The 14,769-nt window shown below is 70.2% G+C and carries 12 protein-coding genes, 1 tRNA gene and 1 pseudogene; 6 read left to right on the top strand and 8 right to left on the bottom strand.

Annotation, left to right across the window (positions count from 1 at the left end):
- Positions 1-44 precede the first annotated feature (44 nt).
- The 3 genes from ACFYZE_RS00070 to ACFYZE_RS00060 all read left to right on the top strand — a co-directional run bounded on the left by ACFYZE_RS00070 (position 45) and on the right by ACFYZE_RS00060 (position 2,701).
- The gene (locus ACFYZE_RS00070; protein WP_388986086.1) at positions 45-614 is read left to right on the top strand and encodes a hypothetical protein; all 570 of its coding nucleotides are present in this window, start codon (positions 45-47) and stop codon (positions 612-614) included.
- 4 nt (positions 615-618) lie between these two features.
- Positions 619-1,638 carry a peptidase gene (locus ACFYZE_RS00065; protein WP_388986083.1) on the top strand — a complete coding sequence of 340 codons (1,020 nt, stop codon included), beginning with the start codon at positions 619-621 and terminating at the stop codon, positions 1,636-1,638.
- A gap of 496 nt (positions 1,639-2,134) precedes the next feature.
- Positions 2,135-2,701: a hypothetical protein gene (locus ACFYZE_RS00060; RefSeq protein ID WP_388986080.1), complete on the top strand. Its 567-nt coding sequence runs from the start codon at positions 2,135-2,137 to the stop codon at positions 2,699-2,701.
- A gap of 110 nt (positions 2,702-2,811) precedes the next feature.
- Here the strand turns inward: ACFYZE_RS00060 and ACFYZE_RS00055 are convergent, their stop codons facing one another.
- Positions 2,812-3,378, bottom strand: coding sequence for a nucleoside deaminase (locus tag ACFYZE_RS00055; protein WP_388987888.1), 567 nt, complete (start codon positions 3,376-3,378; stop codon positions 2,812-2,814).
- 99 nt (positions 3,379-3,477) lie between these two features.
- Here ACFYZE_RS00055 and ACFYZE_RS00050 point away from each other — a divergent pair, with 99 nt between their 5' ends.
- Together ACFYZE_RS00050 and ACFYZE_RS00045 are read left to right on the top strand one after the other, a co-directional pair.
- Positions 3,478-4,440, top strand: coding sequence for an antibiotic biosynthesis monooxygenase (locus tag ACFYZE_RS00050; protein ID WP_388986078.1), 963 nt, complete (start codon positions 3,478-3,480; stop codon positions 4,438-4,440).
- 61 nt (positions 4,441-4,501) lie between these two features.
- A complete protein-coding gene (locus ACFYZE_RS00045; RefSeq protein WP_388986075.1) occupies positions 4,502-5,842 on the top strand; it encodes an FAD-binding oxidoreductase in 1,341 nt (446 codons plus the stop codon).
- Positions 5,843-5,872: 30 nt separating this feature from the next.
- Here ACFYZE_RS00045 and ACFYZE_RS00040 read toward each other — a convergent pair whose 3' ends face one another.
- From ACFYZE_RS00040 to ACFYZE_RS00025, 4 genes are all read right to left on the bottom strand, one after another.
- On the bottom strand, positions 5,873-7,279 hold the full coding sequence (locus tag ACFYZE_RS00040) for a TQXA domain-containing protein (RefSeq protein WP_388986072.1): 1,407 nt from the start codon (positions 7,277-7,279) through the stop codon (positions 5,873-5,875).
- A 275-nt stretch (positions 7,280-7,554) separates the two neighbouring features.
- Positions 7,555-8,046, bottom strand: coding sequence for a single-stranded DNA-binding protein (locus tag ACFYZE_RS00035; RefSeq protein ID WP_388986068.1), 492 nt, complete (start codon positions 8,044-8,046; stop codon positions 7,555-7,557).
- Between the two features lie 291 nt (positions 8,047-8,337).
- Positions 8,338-10,362: a YfjP family GTPase gene (locus ACFYZE_RS00030; RefSeq protein ID WP_388986065.1), complete on the bottom strand. Its 2,025-nt coding sequence runs from the start codon at positions 10,360-10,362 to the stop codon at positions 8,338-8,340.
- Positions 10,363-10,367: 5 nt separating this feature from the next.
- On the bottom strand, positions 10,368-11,975 hold the full coding sequence (locus tag ACFYZE_RS00025) for a dynamin family protein (protein ID WP_388986062.1): 1,608 nt from the start codon (positions 11,973-11,975) through the stop codon (positions 10,368-10,370).
- A gap of 304 nt (positions 11,976-12,279) precedes the next feature.
- On the opposite strand from ACFYZE_RS00025, the gene ACFYZE_RS00020 reads away from it, so the two are divergent.
- Positions 12,280-12,355, top strand: a tRNA-Arg gene (locus tag ACFYZE_RS00020).
- A 175-nt stretch (positions 12,356-12,530) separates the two neighbouring features.
- On the opposite strand, the gene ACFYZE_RS00015 is transcribed toward ACFYZE_RS00020, so the two are convergent.
- The 3 genes and pseudogenes from ACFYZE_RS00015 to repSA form a co-directional block, all read right to left on the bottom strand.
- On the bottom strand, positions 12,531-13,925 hold the full coding sequence (locus tag ACFYZE_RS00015; protein WP_388986060.1) for a tyrosine-type recombinase/integrase: 1,395 nt from the start codon (positions 13,923-13,925) through the stop codon (positions 12,531-12,533).
- Positions 13,925-14,122, bottom strand: coding sequence for a helix-turn-helix transcriptional regulator (locus ACFYZE_RS00010; RefSeq protein ID WP_388986056.1), 198 nt, complete (start codon positions 14,120-14,122; stop codon positions 13,925-13,927). Before ACFYZE_RS00010 ends, ACFYZE_RS00015 begins: the two co-directional genes overlap by 1 nt.
- Positions 14,119-14,769: pseudogene (gene repSA, locus ACFYZE_RS00005) on the bottom strand (replication initiator protein RepSA); the annotation flags it as partial. The pseudogene repSA and the gene ACFYZE_RS00010, both read right to left, overlap by 4 nt.

Raw genomic sequence — 14,769 nt, 5'->3', positions numbered from 1 at the left:
GTGTGAACGGGCCGCGCCCGATTGTCTGCGTCACGTCAGCCAGCATGTCCGCTGTCGGCCAGGATGTCCGCTGGCGGGCGGCTACTTCGGGAGTTACCGTGCGCGCACAAAGCCTGTCTGTCGCGGCCGCAGTCGCTGCTCTCGTCCTGGTCCAGCCGGGCCTCACCGTCGCGGCGGCCGACCCCGGCACCGCAGTCACGTTCGCCATCACGTCCGGCGAGTTGACGCTGTCGGTACCGGCCAGCGCCGACCTCGGCTCGGGAAGGCCCGGTACCCAGATCAGCGGCAAGATCGGCACCGTGGCCGTCACCGACGATCGCGCCCTCGCCTCGGCCTCCTGGACGGTGACCGCGTCGGAGACGGACTTCACGACCGGTGGGGCGACGCTACCCGCCGGCAGCGCCGCCTACGATCCCGGGTCGATTACGACGACCGGTACCATCACCGCCACCGGAACGCCCGTGACGCTGAGCCACACCGCGACGCCGGTGGTCACCGGGAGCAACGGTGTCGGAGACAACACCGCGACCTGGAACCCGAAAGTCACCGTCAGCCTGCCCGCCGGCGCCATCGGCGGGGTCTACAACGGAACGCTCACCCAGTCCGTTGCCTGACGGAATGAAGGGTGCGCGCCGGTACTGGGTTCTACTGCTGGTGCTGGCCTTCGTACAGGCGGCCGGGGTGATGCCGGCGGCGGGGCACGGGGCGCCCTTCCCCCGGAACCCGGCTGCGGGCAGGATCATCGGTATCAAGCTGCTCGACGCTCCAGAAAGCCGCCGTGCCGATCCCAGGGCGCACGCCTACATCGTCGACCACGTCGCGCCCGGCTCGACCATCGAGCGGCGGGTGGAGGTCACCAACGAGTCGTCCACACCGATGCACGTCAACGTCTACGCCGCGGCGGCCACCATCGCGAACGGTAAGTTCACCTTCGCGCCGGAGCGCACCCCCAACGAGCTGACCGGCTGGACGTCACTCGATACGGCGGACCTTGATCTGGCGGCCTCCGAAACGGCGCGGGTACGCACCGTCATCCGGGTGCCCAGGGACGCCGCCGCCGGGGAGCGATACGGCGTCATCTGGGCGCAGACCGGCGCCCTTACGGACCGCTCGCACATCATGACGATGCTGGGCCGGGTGGGCGTCCGCATGTACATCGACGTCGGTCCAGGTGGTGAGCCACCCTCGGACTTCAAGATCGAGCGGCTCTATCCGACCCGAGCCCGCGACGGGCGGGGGGAGGTTCGCGCCCGGATCCACAACACGGGGGGCCGTGCCCTGGACATCAGTGGGGCACTCTCCCTCTTCGACGGGCCGGTCGGACTGCGCGCTGGACCGTTCTCGGCCAGGAAGGGAACCACCCTGGCTCCGGGCGACCTTGCGGAGGCGGTCGTCCCGCTGGACGCACGGCTGCCGGACGGCCCGTGGACCGTGGCGCTCACGCTCAAAAGCGGCCTGGTCGAGCACACCACGCGCGCCACCATCACCTTCCCGACGACTCCCGGTAGCGCTGGAGCGGTCGCCGCGTCGGCCGCCCAGCAAGGGCACTTCCCCACCCCCGTGGTCGCCGGGCTTTCAGCCCTTGTCCTCGCCGCTCTGTGCCTTCCGCTGTCCAACGTCCTCCGGCGCCGCCGGTGACCACTCCGACCGAGCCCCGCCCCCGCAGCCGGTTGATCTGCTCCGCGGGCGACGCATGACGGTCGTCATCGAGCGCGTCACCGCTCCTTTTGCGCCGGTGCCATCCTCGCCGGCGCTCCGACCTCGGCGCACCACTCGCCCACCCGCTGTGCTTGCCGACTCTCGTGTGCTCGCCGCGATCACCGTCGTGTCGTATTCACGCGCGCCCACTCGCACCAGCGTAAAGTGATCTTAATGTCACGGTGAGTATCTACGCCTTGTTATCGACGGTTTGGAAGCGGAGATGTCCGTGTTCAGGCATGGAAGCGGGCGGGCTGGAGCAAGCCGCGGCACGGGAGTTAAGGGCGGCATGTTTCGACTGTGGCTGAGGGTGCGGGCCCCCAAGACGGGGACGGTCGTGGCGGCTGGGCTGGCCGTCCCGGCGATCGTCCTGGCCGCAGCCTGGAACGCCACGGACCAGCGCGCCCCTATCCAGGTCAAGGACGGGACGGTGCCGGTGAACGACACCTTCACCATCGGCCTCACCGAACGCAGCGGCATCGCCACTACAGACCCCAGCAGCACCAGCACCGCTAGCACCGGCAGTACCGGTGTCACATTTACGGTCATCCCAGTCGGCCAACCCTCCCTGACCATCGCCAAGCGTCACGCGGACACCTTCACCCGGGGCGAGGACGGCGTTTACACCATCACTGTGGGTAACGTCACTGCGGCCGGCCCGACCAATGGCACCACGGTCACCGTCCACGACATCCTCCCCGCAGGTCTTCGGGCCGACAGGATCACCGGCAGGGGTTGGCACTGCACTCCGGCCACCCTCACCTGTACACGCAGCGACGTCCTGCCTGCCGGACACAGCTACCCGCCCGTCACCCTGAAGGTCGACGTCTCCTGCAACGCCCGTGCACGGGTCACCAACACCGCTACCGTCGCTGGAGGCGGTGACACCATCACCCACATCGCCACCGACACCACCACGATCAAGCACGACGGGCACGACGGGCACGACGGGCACGACGGGCACGACGGGCGACATGATCGCTGCGATCGCCACGACCACTGACAACACTCAGCCCGCGCCGGAAAGCCATCTCCGCGCTGCGGGCCCGACCGGTACTGGCCACGCAGCTCGATCACTTGCGTACGCGACCCGTGGCTGTGTGTCCTGCGCGCTCAGTAGGGGTGCCGGTCGGGCTTCGTCTCCCAGGCCTCGTATGCCGTCGCACCCAGCTCGGGGTGGATCTGCTCGATGTGGATCCGACGCTGGTCCAGCGGTTTCTGGAAGTCCTCGTACTGGAAAGCGTCGTCGAAGCCGATATTCCGCGTGGCGTCCAGGTCGCAGCTGAAGTAGACGTTGTCGATACGTGACCAGTAGATGGCGCTCATGCACATCGGACACGGTGCGCCGCTGATGTAGATCGAACAGCCCTGGAGCATCCGGGCACGCTCGGGAACCAGGTCGGGGGAGCCTTCCGGACGCGGCACATATTGCAGGGTGCCCTCGTTCTGGTGCTCTTCCGAGATGGTGGGCGCCTGGGGGTTGAGGAGCTGGGACGCCTTGCGGATGGTCTCCACCTCGGCGTGTGCGGTCGGGTCACCGGTCAGGAGCACGCGGTTCTGCCCCCGGGCGAGGATCTCGCCGTCCCGGGTGAGGACGGCGCCGAACGGGCCGCCCCATCCATGCTCGACCGATTCCGTGGCCAGTCGTACCGCTTCCTCCAGGAACTCCTTGTGCCCCATGACGACCTCCGCTTCTCGCCATTTCATGGCCCAACGGTCAACATTATTAAAATTCTTCCAATTTGCCCCTCAAATCCCTTTCAGATTAGGCTACGCCGTATGAACGCCAGCGCAAACCGCGCCCCTGGTGGAGCCGGAGCGACCGTGGTGGTCACGCAAAGGGTCCTCCACGGTCGTGAGGAGGACTACAAGCGCTGGCAGGAGCAGATGAACCAGGCCGTACGGGACTTCGACGGCTTCGAGGGCACGGAGCTGTACCCGCCCGAATCCGCCGAGGACAACCAGTGGGTCGTGGTGTTCCGTTTCTCGGGCGTCGACCAGCTGAGCGCCTGGCTCGAGTCTGCGACACGCCGGGAACTTCTGCACGACGGCCGCGACTTGTTCGAGGGGCAGCCCTCCCAGGAGGTTCTCAGCGGAGGGCGACCGGCCCGGGAAGCCGTGACGGCGGTCGTCTCCCACGATGTGAAGCCCGGCCGCGAGCAGGACTTCCTGCGTTGGCAGGACAAGGTCCTGAAGGCTCAGCAGAAGTACCGGGGCTTCAAGGGGTCCGAGCTCTTCGCTCCGGTCGAGGGGATCCAGGATCGCTGGGTCGTCGCGTTCCGGTTCGACACCCGTGAACACCTCGACCGCTGGCTGGAGTCGGACGTCCGCAGGAAACTGCTGGACGAGGGGCGTGACTACTTCGCCGGCTTCGAGGTGCGCGAGATCGCGTCGGCCTTCAGCGGGTGGTTCCGTTTCGGCGGAGAGGAGGCGGGTGTCCCGCCCAACTGGAAGCAGGCCATGTCCGTTCTCCTCGCCCTCTATCCCACCGTCGTGGTGCTCAACCTCAGCGTGGGCCGTGCCCTCACCGATGCCGACGTTCCGGGGTACCTCGGCCTGTTCATCGGAAACGTGTTGAGTGTCGCGATTCTGACGTGGGTGCTGATGCCGTTGGTGAACCGCGCCCTGACCTTCTGGCTGGCGCCCGACCGGCCGCGTTCACGACGCGTCGAGCTGGCGGGAGCTGTCATGGTGATGGCGTGCTACGCGGGGCTCCTCGCTGTTTTCGGCTTCACCACGTGACGTGCCGAGGTGAGGAGCACAGGTGATGAACCGGCACACACGAACTCACCGTCTCGCGGAAATGTCGGTGCGACGAGACGACGCCGGTTACGAAGACATCCGCAGCGCCGCGGTGTGGAACGGGCTCACACCGGCGCGGTTCCCGGACGTCATCGTCCGCCCGGCCTCGCCCGACGACGTCCGGGAGGCGATCCGCCTGGCCCGCGCCCAGGGACTCCAGGTCGCCCTGCGGTCGGGGGGACACAGTTGGTGCGGGTCACCGTTGCGCGACGGCGGCATGCTGATCGACCTGTCCGGGCTCCGCACGTGTGCGGTCGACCCCGTCTCCGCGACGGCGACGGTGCGGCCCGGGATCACGGGCCGGGAGCTCACTCCCGAGCTCGGCGGTCACGGGTTCGCCTTCCCCACGGGACACTGCGGGTCGGTCGCCCTTGGTGGGTACCTCCTCAGTGGAGGACTGGGATGGAACTCCGGTGTCCGTGGACCGGCCTGCGCCGACGTCATGGAAATCGAAGCCGTCACCGCGGACGGCGAGCCCGTCATCTGCAACGAGCGGGAACACCGAGACCTGTTCTGGGCGGCGCGGGGGGCAGGGCCCGGTTTCTTCGCCGCGGTCACCGCCTTCCGCCTCAGGCTGTATCCGCTCCCCGAGGCGGTCATCAGTACCACATGGACCTTCCCCCTCGCGGACGTCGTCGAGGTGACGCACTGGGCCATGGGGGCGTCCTCTGAGATCCCCCCGAGCGTCGAGCTGAGCTTCTCCCTCGCCACGGCGGACCCCGGCCCGGCGCCGGGCCCGAAAGTGGTGACCGTGACGGGGACCGCCTTCGCCCGTTCACGGCAGGAGGCCTACGACTTGCTGGGACCGCTCCGGACCTGCCCCCTCGCCGAACGCTCCCTCTCCCACCGGCTGGACGAGCCAATGACGTTCGAGACCCTGTACGACGTCTCCGCCACTCTGTGGGGTCCGGAGCACCGCTATGCGGCGGACACGCTGTGGTCGGACGCCGACTTCCCCACGCTGCTCGGGCGGCTCGCCGACGTCTTCGACGCGGCGCCGTCGAGCAGGTCGCTGGTTCTGGCGCCGGTCTCACCGGCGGGCCGACCGCCCAAGGACATGGCCTTCTCCGCGCTCGGGGACAGCTACCTCGCTCTGTACGCCGTCTGGCAGGACCCCCGCCAAGACGCAGTCAACATCAACTGGCTGCGTCAAGCCATGCACGCGGTCGAACCCCTGGGGACCGGGCACTACATCGCCGAGGCCGACCTCACCGCCGCGTCGTCCCGTGCCCGCCGGTCCTTCGTCGCGGACGACTGGCAGCGACTGCAGAGTCTCAGGGCGACGTACGACCCGGACGGCGTCTTCTGGTCCTATCTGTCACCTCAGGACGTCTCCCCATGACATCCCATGACCATGACCGCGTCGTGTCGCTCAGTCATGCCTCCCCGTCTGCTTCGTGCGGACCAGGAGCAGCGCCGCGCCGCCGATCACGACCAGGGATATCGCCGTGCCCGCGATGAGCGGGGTGGCGTTCGACGTGCCCGTTTCGGCGAGGTTGGTGTCCGTTGCCGTGCCGCCCGCCGCAGCGGGGCTGGGCTCGCTGAGCGTCTGGATCTTCAGGCCGCCCGTGGCGGTCTCCGTCTTGCAGTCGAGGACACCCTTGACCCACCTCTTGTAACCTGCCGGGCCCTTGATCGTGAAGTCGTAGGGCTGGTCCTCCTGCAACGGGATGGTCACCTTCTGCGACGCACCTGCGGGGATCGTGTGCTCGGCGCCCATCACATCGAACGTGAACGCCTTGTCGCCCTTGTTCAGCGCGGTGATCTCCACCCCGCCCTCGGCGCAGTTCTTCTCGGCCGACAGGGCCGGTACGGCACCCTTCTTGGCCCAGGCCGCCGTGGTCGTGGCCGAGACGGTGGACTCGCTGGAGCCGGCGAGTATCTGTGCCTGGCTACGGGTCTCGGAGGTGAGGGCCCGGCCGACCGGCACGGTGGTCGATGCCTGGACGGTCAGTTCTGCCCAACCGTCCTGCGCCGTCTTCGGCACCTGGAAGTAGATCCGGCTGCCGTCGGCCGCGGTCGTGACCGGTTTGCCGTCCTTGTCGACGATCTTCACTCTGGTGGTGGCGGCGTCCGCCGGCGGGGTCACCGTCACGCTGTCCGCGTTCGTGTGCACCGTGACCGGGCCGAGCCGCTCGCCCGGGTGGCCCGCGACGGCCGGCGGGTCGAGGGTCAGGGACGCCGCGGGCTCCGGGAGGTTCCGCGCGTGCTCCTCCAGGTAGTCCGCGAGTCTCTCGGCCTGCGGATCGACCGCGTCCACGTCGGCGCCGTCCGAGAAGCGCCAGATCGCCACCTGGGTGCCGGCCGCCGCGTCCTGCTCGGTGAGGCCCTTGGCCCCGGCCTCGGCCGCCAGCCGCGCCAGGTCGTTCACCTGCGGGTAGGAGTTCTGCACGATCCAGCGGATCTTTCCGGCGTTCCTGTTGCCGCTCAGGGAGGTGCCGTTCCAGGACGTCTCGTGGTACCTGGCGTCCTTCTGCGTGGGGTTGTGGATGTCGATGCCGTACGTCTGCAGGGTGCCGCCGTTGTCGACGGACATCTCGAACAGGCCCGCCGACACCTGTTCGTCCGTGCCGCCGCCGTGGACGACAGCGGCCCCGTAGGTCTTGAGGCCGCCGACGGTCGCGGTCGCCCCGCCCTCGCTCTGCGGCGTCCCGTCGGCGGCCGCCGCCCTCGCGGCGGCCAGCGGGCCCGCCGCGACGAGTCCGGACACCAGCGTCGCGGCAGCGAGACGGGCGGCTCCTCGCCTGCGCGCGGACGGCGCAGAGAACGCAGCAAACACAGAATTCCCCTTCGAGCAGGACCCGTTGACGTGGGGGGTGTGGTCCCACCAGCAGAATCAGAAGCCCCGAGAGTATGCCCGGCATCCTAAGGACGCCGCGCACCCCGCTCCCCGATCATGTGACCCAACAGCCGATCCGACTCGTAATCGTTATCGCTCACACAGCCTGTGAGCTGCGTCTATAGTCCTTTGGGCAGGAAGCGTCGGGATATCGACCGACACTTGCGGTGATAAGCGGCAGTTGGGCCAGGACGGACGACCGGCTGTGTCTGACTTCACGTCACTCCTGCTGGCTCCGCGTGCGGTTGCTCCGCCTCTTCGCGGGGCTGCGCCTCCTCCCGCGTCCGACTCGCCGGTTCCGTCTCCCAGTTGGGCTCCGACTGCATCGTCCCCCCGGTCTGCGCCTCGGGCCGGGACGACCGCCGGAAGGCCGACGTGCCGCGCGACAGGTCGTGGCCGATCGCCGCCGCGTCGAGGTCCGCCGACAGCCAGCCCTGCCCGTCGCGCTGCTCGGTCCGCACCTTCAACCGCCCCTGGACGAGGAGCGGATCCCCCACCGCCACCGACGCGGCGACGTTCGTGGCCAGCGAGCGCCGGGCCCACACCGTGAAGAAGTTGGTGTGCCCGTCCGTCCACACGTTCTTCTCGCGGTCCATATACCGCGCCGTGACCGCCAGCCGGAAGCGGGCGGTGGGTCCTGTCGGAGACTCCCGGTACACCGGCTGTGTGGCGACGTTGCCGACCACGCACACCATCGTCTCGTTCATGGCGAATCCCCTCCTTCGCCCCGGCCGCGCGCCGGAGCGGAACGCGTACGGGCCTGTCCCGCACGGATGCGTCTGCCGCGGCGGCCACGCCCGTCGCCTGCCGCCGCCGTGCGGCGACCGCGTCGTCCGCGATCGCCGCGAAGCCAGACTGCCTCCGTCGGCCCGAGCCCGCTGCGTGCTGTGGGCTACCGCACGGTTGTGGAAAACTCCGCCACCCGAACGAGTGCCTCCGCCCCTTCCCGCGCCTGGCCGACGCCTCCGTCGGCTCTTGGCGAGGCGGCCGCACGGCACTCACCCCACCCGCGCCCCCAGCCCGGCCCCCGCCACCTTCGCGTACTGCTCCCGCACTTCCCGGTACCGCAGCAGTTCAGCCGCCACCGGATCCAGCACCCGGGCCCGCCCGCACGCCGCTGCCGCGTCCCTCAGCCGCCGTTCCGCCTCGAGCCCGTACCGCCGGGCCGGTCCGCGAGCCGCCACCCCGCAGCCCCACTCGACCGCCGGACCACCGGCCAGGCCGACCAGCAACAGCAGCAGCGGCATCCAGAGGCTCGAGTGCATGACCCCGACGACTTGCCCCACCAACCACAGAGACCCCAGGAGTTGCAGAAGCGTCATCGACGCCTGGGCGAGCACGGCGATCCGCCACCAGCCGGGCCGGGGCGGCCGGCCCGGCGGCAGGGTGGTACGCACCGCCAGCTCGTCCAGCGCCTCCGGCAGCCCCCGCGCGCCCCGTACCGCGGCCTCGCGCACCGCTTGGGCCCAGGGCGCCGGCAGCCCGGCCGTCGCCCGGTCCGCCACCGTCCGCACGGCCTGCTCCACGCGCTGCCGCGCGGTGGCCTCCTCGTCCGGGGACACGGGCACCGGCAGACGTCCCGTGGACGGTTCGCGCCGGTCCCGGTACCACCGCCACAACCGCAGCCACGGCGCGCCGCACGCGCGGTTGGCGTGCCGCAGCCAGGCCCGCTCGGCGGCCTCTCCCGCGGCGGTCGCGCCGACCGCGTCCGCGAGCCGCCCGGCGAACTCCTCGCGTGTCTCCTCGGTGAGCCCGGCGCGGCCCGCGGTGGCGTAGACGGGCCGCAACCGGGCGGCGGCCGCGTCCACGTCCGCGGAGACACGGCGCACGGCAGCCCCGCGCTCGGCCACGAACTGTCCGAGCGCCTCGCGCAGTTCGCCCACACCCTCGCCGGTGAGCGCGGACAGCGCGAGCACGGTCGCGCCCGGCTCGCCGTACTCCCCCAGGGCGATCCCGTCCCCGTCGAGCAGCCGCCGCAGATCGTCGAGCACCTGCTCGGCGGCCTCCCCGGGGAGCCGGTCGACCTGATTGAGGACGACGAACATGACCTCGGCGTGCCCGGCCAGGGGCCGCAGATAGCGCTCGTGGAGGACGGCGTCGGCGTACTTCTCGGGGTCGACGACCCAGATGACGGCGTCCACGAGGGCCAGGACGCGGTCGACCTGCTGCCGGTGTTCCACGGCTGCGGAGTCGTGGTCGGGCAGGTCGACCAGGACCAGGCCGCTCAACGGCGCCTCGCCGTCGGGGCTCGGCAGCGGGCGTCGGCGCAGCCGCCCCGGAACGCCCAGGCGGTCGAGCAGCGGGCCCGTGCCCTCGCTCCAACTGCACGCGATCGGCACGGCGGTGGTCGGCCGGCGCAGCCCGGTCTCGGAGAGCGGCACGCCGGCGAGCGCGTTGAAGAGCGTCGACTTCCCGCTGCCGGTGGCGCCCGCGACGGCCACCACGGTGTGCTCCCCGGAGAGCCTGCGACGCGCGGCCGCCTCGTCCAGTACCCGGCCCGCCTCCGCGAGCGTGCGGCTGTCCAACCGGGTCCGCGACAGACCCATCAGTTCGCGCAGCGCGTCCAGCCGGGAGCGCAGGGGCCCGTCGTAGGCGAGCAGCGCGGGCTGCCGTACGGCCGCGTCACCGGGCTCGCCGCGTGTGGTGCCGTCCGGCGGGACGACCGTACCGGGGATGCGGCGGGCGATCAGTCCGTCGTCCCAGACGGCCAGGGACTCCGTATGCGCCGTACGGGCCGCCGGGTCGCCGGGCTGCACACGCGCGTGCCGGTCGTCGTCCGCCGGGCCCCCGGTCGGGGGCGTCGCCTTCAGGACGCCCGTCGGGGAGCCGTGCGGCACGCCGGTGTCCGCGCCGGTCTCCTCCGTCGCGGAATCGTGCTCCGGGCGCGCGTACTCGCCGGCTGACCGTCCGTCGCCCGCCCGATCCTGGGCGGTGGCGACGAGATCGGCGCGGTCTGCGCGATCTGCGTGATCTGCGCGATCGGTGTGATCGGTGTGATCGGTGTGATCAGTGGCAGCGGTCACCGCGGTCACCTCTCCTTCTCGAGTACGGACAGCGCGGCGATGAGTTCGGCCTGGGGCTCGGCATGGACGTCGAGGCCGTCGAGGGGGGCGAGGCGGCGTTCGCGTTCCGTGCGCAGGGCGCGGTCGAGATACTCCGAGAGCAGCCGCGCGGCGCGGTCGCGCAAACGCAGCGCCCTATGTGCGCCGATCCGCTCGGCGAGCCCCTCCCCGGCCGCCTGCGCCCGCCGTCCGCCGAGCAGGGCCGTGGCGACGAGGGCGGCCACCTCCTCGGCGTCCGGGGCGGCCCTCTTGTCGAGGTCGCGCACCGCTTCCTCGGAGTACTCCTCCAGGACGCGCCGCCAGCGTCGTACGGTCATCCCGATGCGGTGCTCGGCGCTTTCCAGTGTGGGGTCGCGCTGTGTCAGTTCCGGGGCCGCAGCGGCGGGTTCTCGCCGCCAGGCCTCCTCGACGCGCTCGTCGGCGGCTGTGACCGCGCACAGCAGCAGGGCGCCGAGGCTGTCGACGAGGGCGTCCAGCAGTTCCCCAGCGGTGCAGTCCACGGGGTGACCGCGCCAGCGCTTCAGGGCGTCGCCGGCGAGGACGGCTCCGGACTCCAGACGCTCCCGCACGCGCGCGTACTCGCTGTCGTACGCCGTGTCGACGGCCGCGGTGAGCCGGAGGGCGGCGGCGTACTGGGCGGAGGCGGCGCCGGCCAGTTCGGGCAGCCGGGCCCTGAGCGAGTCGAGGACTCCCTGGGCAGTCCGGGTCATGGCGGCCTCCCGGGCAACGGGGTCCTGGACCAGGTTCGCGAGCCACAGGCGCAGCGGCTCGACGGCGGTGGCGGGCAGCAGTCCCCCGCCCCAGGCGGACTCGGGCAGCTCGGGCACGGTGAACCGGGGGACGTCACCGAGCCCGGCCTTGGTGAGCAGGGCGCCGTACTGCCGCGACACCTCGGACACGACCTGGTGCGGTACCCGGTCGAGCACGGTGACGAGGGTCGCGCGGTACTCCTTGGCGGTGCGCAGCAGGTGCCAGGGCACGGCGTCGGCGTAGCGGGCGGCGGTGGTGACCAGGACCCAGACGTCGGCTGCGCAGATCAGCTCGGCGGCGAGGATCCGGTTGCCCGCGACCAGGGAGTCGATGTCGGGCGCGTCCAGGAGGGCGAGCCCGCGCGGAAGCGTGTCGGCGGTCTCGATGCGCAGCACCCGCTCCTCGCGGCCGACGGCGGCGCGCGGATCGTCGCCGGACTCCTGCTGGGGCACCCACACGCGCGGAAGGGTGGGCAGGATGCGCATACGGCTGAACCAGTGGTGGTCCCCCGGATGGCAGACGAGTACGGGCGTTCTGGTGGTGGGCCGCAGTACGCCCGCCTCGCTGACCTTGCGCCCGACGAGGGAATTGACGAGCGTCGACTTGCCGCTCCCGGTCGATCCCCCGATGACGGCCAGCAGGGGCGCTTCAGGCTCTCTCAGCCGGGGCACCACATAGTCGTCGAGCTGTGCGAGAAGCTCGTCGCGGTTCGCACGCGCGCGTGGAGCCCCGGCAAGGGGCAGCGGGAAGCGTGCGGCGGCGACACGTTCGCGCAGGGCGGAGAGTGCGTCGAGCAGCTGAGGCCGTACGTCCAAGGTCACCACATGCGAAGAATGCCCAATTTTGGACGCTTTCTGAAGCATATGGCAATGTCTGCGCGCCGAAGGACAGACGGGACGGAAGGGGCGACTGGGGCGCAGGCATAACGAGTGCACAACACCCGGGTCCTGGAACGCCAAAAGCGATGCAGGATTCGCACCTGCCTGCGATTATCGGACCGCTTCACCGAACCTCCACACGGAGCCACGGAGGCGAAGCAACAGGGACAAGGGCCCGGGGAGCCCTATCCTTGTCCCCGGCAAGGTCACGGATCAGCCCGTCCGGGCCCCACGACAGGCCACCACACAGGCCCCCGTAGCTCAGTGGATAGAGCAGGCGCCTTCTAAGCGCTTGGCCGCAGGTTCGAGTCCTGCCGGGGGCGCCAGTTTCCGCCCTCCCTTCGGGGAGGGCTTTTTGCTGGTCAGAGCAGGTGCGGCTCGGCGCGAGTCAGCCCCGGACACCCCTTCGATGATCAAGGGCGCGTTCCGGGGCTGTCCGGCTGTCACCGGGTTTCCGCGGGTGGCTGTGTCGAATGCGTGTCGAAGTTCTGGGCCGAGGGGTCAGTCGCCGGACGGCCGCTCGGGGAGATCTCCGGCAGCTTCAAGCCGCCTCTTCAGGTCGGGCAGCTGGCCCTCGATGCATCGGGCGTAGGTCGCCAGGAGCACGGCGACGCTGTTGCCAGCCCACTCCGCAACCTGGGCGGGCGGGATTCCGTCGTTGAGCCACTTCGTCAGCCGCGTGTTCCGGTTGTCGTACACGCGCCGCCCGGTAGGCGACTCGAAGACGTGCGGGGGCAGCACGGCCTTGCGGGCGCTGCGCCACGCCCGGCGGATGACGGAGCCAGCGAGGATTCCGCCCGACTCCCCCTGGAAGAGCAGATCACCCGGCTGAAGCTGTTCGTCCTCGATGTGCTGCCGCAGGATGCGCGTCAGGGCCGGGTGCCCCGGCACCGTGCGCGTCTCGCCCTCCGCGCGGCCTTTTAGGTCGCGATGTTCGTGGATCTCCCCCGTGTCGGTCCACTGCTTTCCGATCTCCGGGGTCGCCGTATGGATCAGCAGCTCACACCACTGGTCGTCAGCGTCAGGCTCGGGCAGGGTCACGTCCTCCACACGCATGGCTACGGCTTCCTCGGGCCTGGGGCCGCAGTAGTACAGCGTGGCGAAGAAGGCGTGAAGCCGCTTGCCGCCGCGCGGCCGGCGCCGTATCCAGTCGAGGATCGCCGCCGCCTGCTCGGGATTCAGCAAGGACCGCTTGTCCACGGCGTTCGTGGTCTTGGTGGCGGCCGTCGAGTCCTTGCCCTTGGGAAGGGGGTTGGCCCGGAGGATGCGCCGCCGGATCGCGTACTTCATGACGACGTTGAGGATCCGGCGGTTGCGCTTCCGGGACCAGGCCGCCGCCTGCTTGCCGTCGAGGCGCGTGTCGATGGCTTGCAGGACCTGGTCGACCTTCTCCGGGTCCTCCCAGGCCGAGACGGGAAGGGAGTTCCGCTCGACCCATTTGAGGATGGCCACCACGTCTCGGGGCGCGTTCGGGCGTCGGTTCGTGTTGAACGCCCACTCACGCAGTGCGGTACGCACGGCCGCAGGGGCGAACTGGGTGGGCTTGGCCCGCAACAGTGCGATGGTGGTCGCGGTCAAGGTCTTGGCGATGTTCTTGCGGCTGTTGCCGCCGAGTTGAGGCCAACGGGCATCCACATACTCGACGGCGAACTTGTACCAGCTCATGGCAGCCGCTTTGGAGCGATGGGACACCGGAAGACCGGTGGCGACGACGAACGCCTCTCCCTTGCCTGTGGCCTGGATGAGCTCGGAGCGGAAGCCTTCGGCAAGCGCGACGGTGTCGAAGGGCTCACGCCAGCGCTTCCCGGCGACCACCCAGCGCACCGTGTACGTGTTCTTCCGGGCTCCCTTGTACGTCAGGATCTTGTAGACCTTTACGTCGTACGTCGTCTCCATCAGGCGGCGTCCTCACGGTCGTCGAGCCAGTGCTCGAGGTCGCTCCGCCGGATTCGAAGGTCGCCGTTGGGGAGCTTGATGCAGCGCGGTGCACGCCTCTTCGCTCGCCAGTCGTAGAAGGTTGAGCGCGAGATGCTCAGCTCTTCGCAGACTTCAGCAAGGGTGAGCATCGTGCGCGATCCGGTGGCGGTGGTCATGGTGCGCTCCCTTCGCTGAGCAAGGCTTCGCGGGCTGTTTCACGGTTGAGTTGGAGGTCGCGGGCGATGGTGGCGGCGAGGGCGGATTCGCCGGGGGTGTGGCCGTGTCCGGCGTATTGCCAGTCGGCGAGGACGAGGACGGTGTCCGGCTCGGTGTCGTCCAGGCCGAGGGCTTCGCGTTCCTGCGCGGCGCGATACTCGGCGCGTTCCTGGCGGAGAGCACCGAGCGTGGTCGAGTAGCGGCGGGACTTGGAGCTGAAGTGGCCGCGGAAACCGAGCATGTGGGCCCAGGCCCACAGGCGGCGGTCCGGGTACAGCGGGTCGAGCATCTTGCAGGCCGCGATGAGGCGGCGGGTGTGGTCGGGGACCTGGTGGCGGTCGAGTTCGGAGAGTTCGCCGATGCGGCGGTCCAGGGTGCCGGTGTTCTCGGCGGCCTTGGTGGCGTACTTGGCGACGTAGGAGGCCACGGCCTGTTCGGTGATGTCGGAGCCGTCACCGAACGCCTTGACGGGCCGGACGTCGAGCTGGGTGCCCCAGCGGAAGGTTCGGGCTGGTTGGTCCTCAGCGGCCGGGACGGAGACCGAGGTGTAGGAGTGCGAGGCAGCCGCGCGGATCGCATCGGTGAGGAGGCTGACCGACGCCCAGGC

The sequence above is a fragment of the Streptomyces sp. NPDC001796 genome (genome assembly GCF_042892355.1).
In the GTDB taxonomy this organism is placed as follows: Bacteria; Actinomycetota; Actinomycetes; order Streptomycetales; family Streptomycetaceae; genus Streptomyces.
The sequence above is the reverse complement of the archived record's forward strand: the minus strand, read 5'-3'. Positions and strand labels throughout refer to the sequence as shown.

Coding starts and splice junctions, on each gene's coding strand:
- ACFYZE_RS00070 (WP_388986086.1), top strand. CDS start 45: ATGTCCGCTGTCGGCCAGGATGTCCGCTGGCGGGCGGCTACTTCGGGA.
- ACFYZE_RS00065 (WP_388986083.1), top strand. CDS start 619: ATGAAGGGTGCGCGCCGGTACTGGGTTCTACTGCTGGTGCTGGCCTTC.
- ACFYZE_RS00055 (WP_388987888.1), bottom strand. CDS start 3,378: ATGGGGCACAAGGAGTTCCTGGAGGAAGCGGTACGACTGGCCACGGAA.
- ACFYZE_RS00050 (WP_388986078.1), top strand. CDS start 3,478: ATGAACGCCAGCGCAAACCGCGCCCCTGGTGGAGCCGGAGCGACCGTG.
- ACFYZE_RS00045 (WP_388986075.1), top strand. CDS start 4,502: ATGTCGGTGCGACGAGACGACGCCGGTTACGAAGACATCCGCAGCGCC.
- ACFYZE_RS00035 (WP_388986068.1), bottom strand. CDS start 8,046: ATGAACGAGACGATGGTGTGCGTGGTCGGCAACGTCGCCACACAGCCG.
- ACFYZE_RS00015 (WP_388986060.1), bottom strand. CDS start 13,925: ATGGAGACGACGTACGACGTAAAGGTCTACAAGATCCTGACGTACAAG.
- ACFYZE_RS00010 (WP_388986056.1), bottom strand. CDS start 14,122: ATGACCACCGCCACCGGATCGCGCACGATGCTCACCCTTGCTGAAGTC.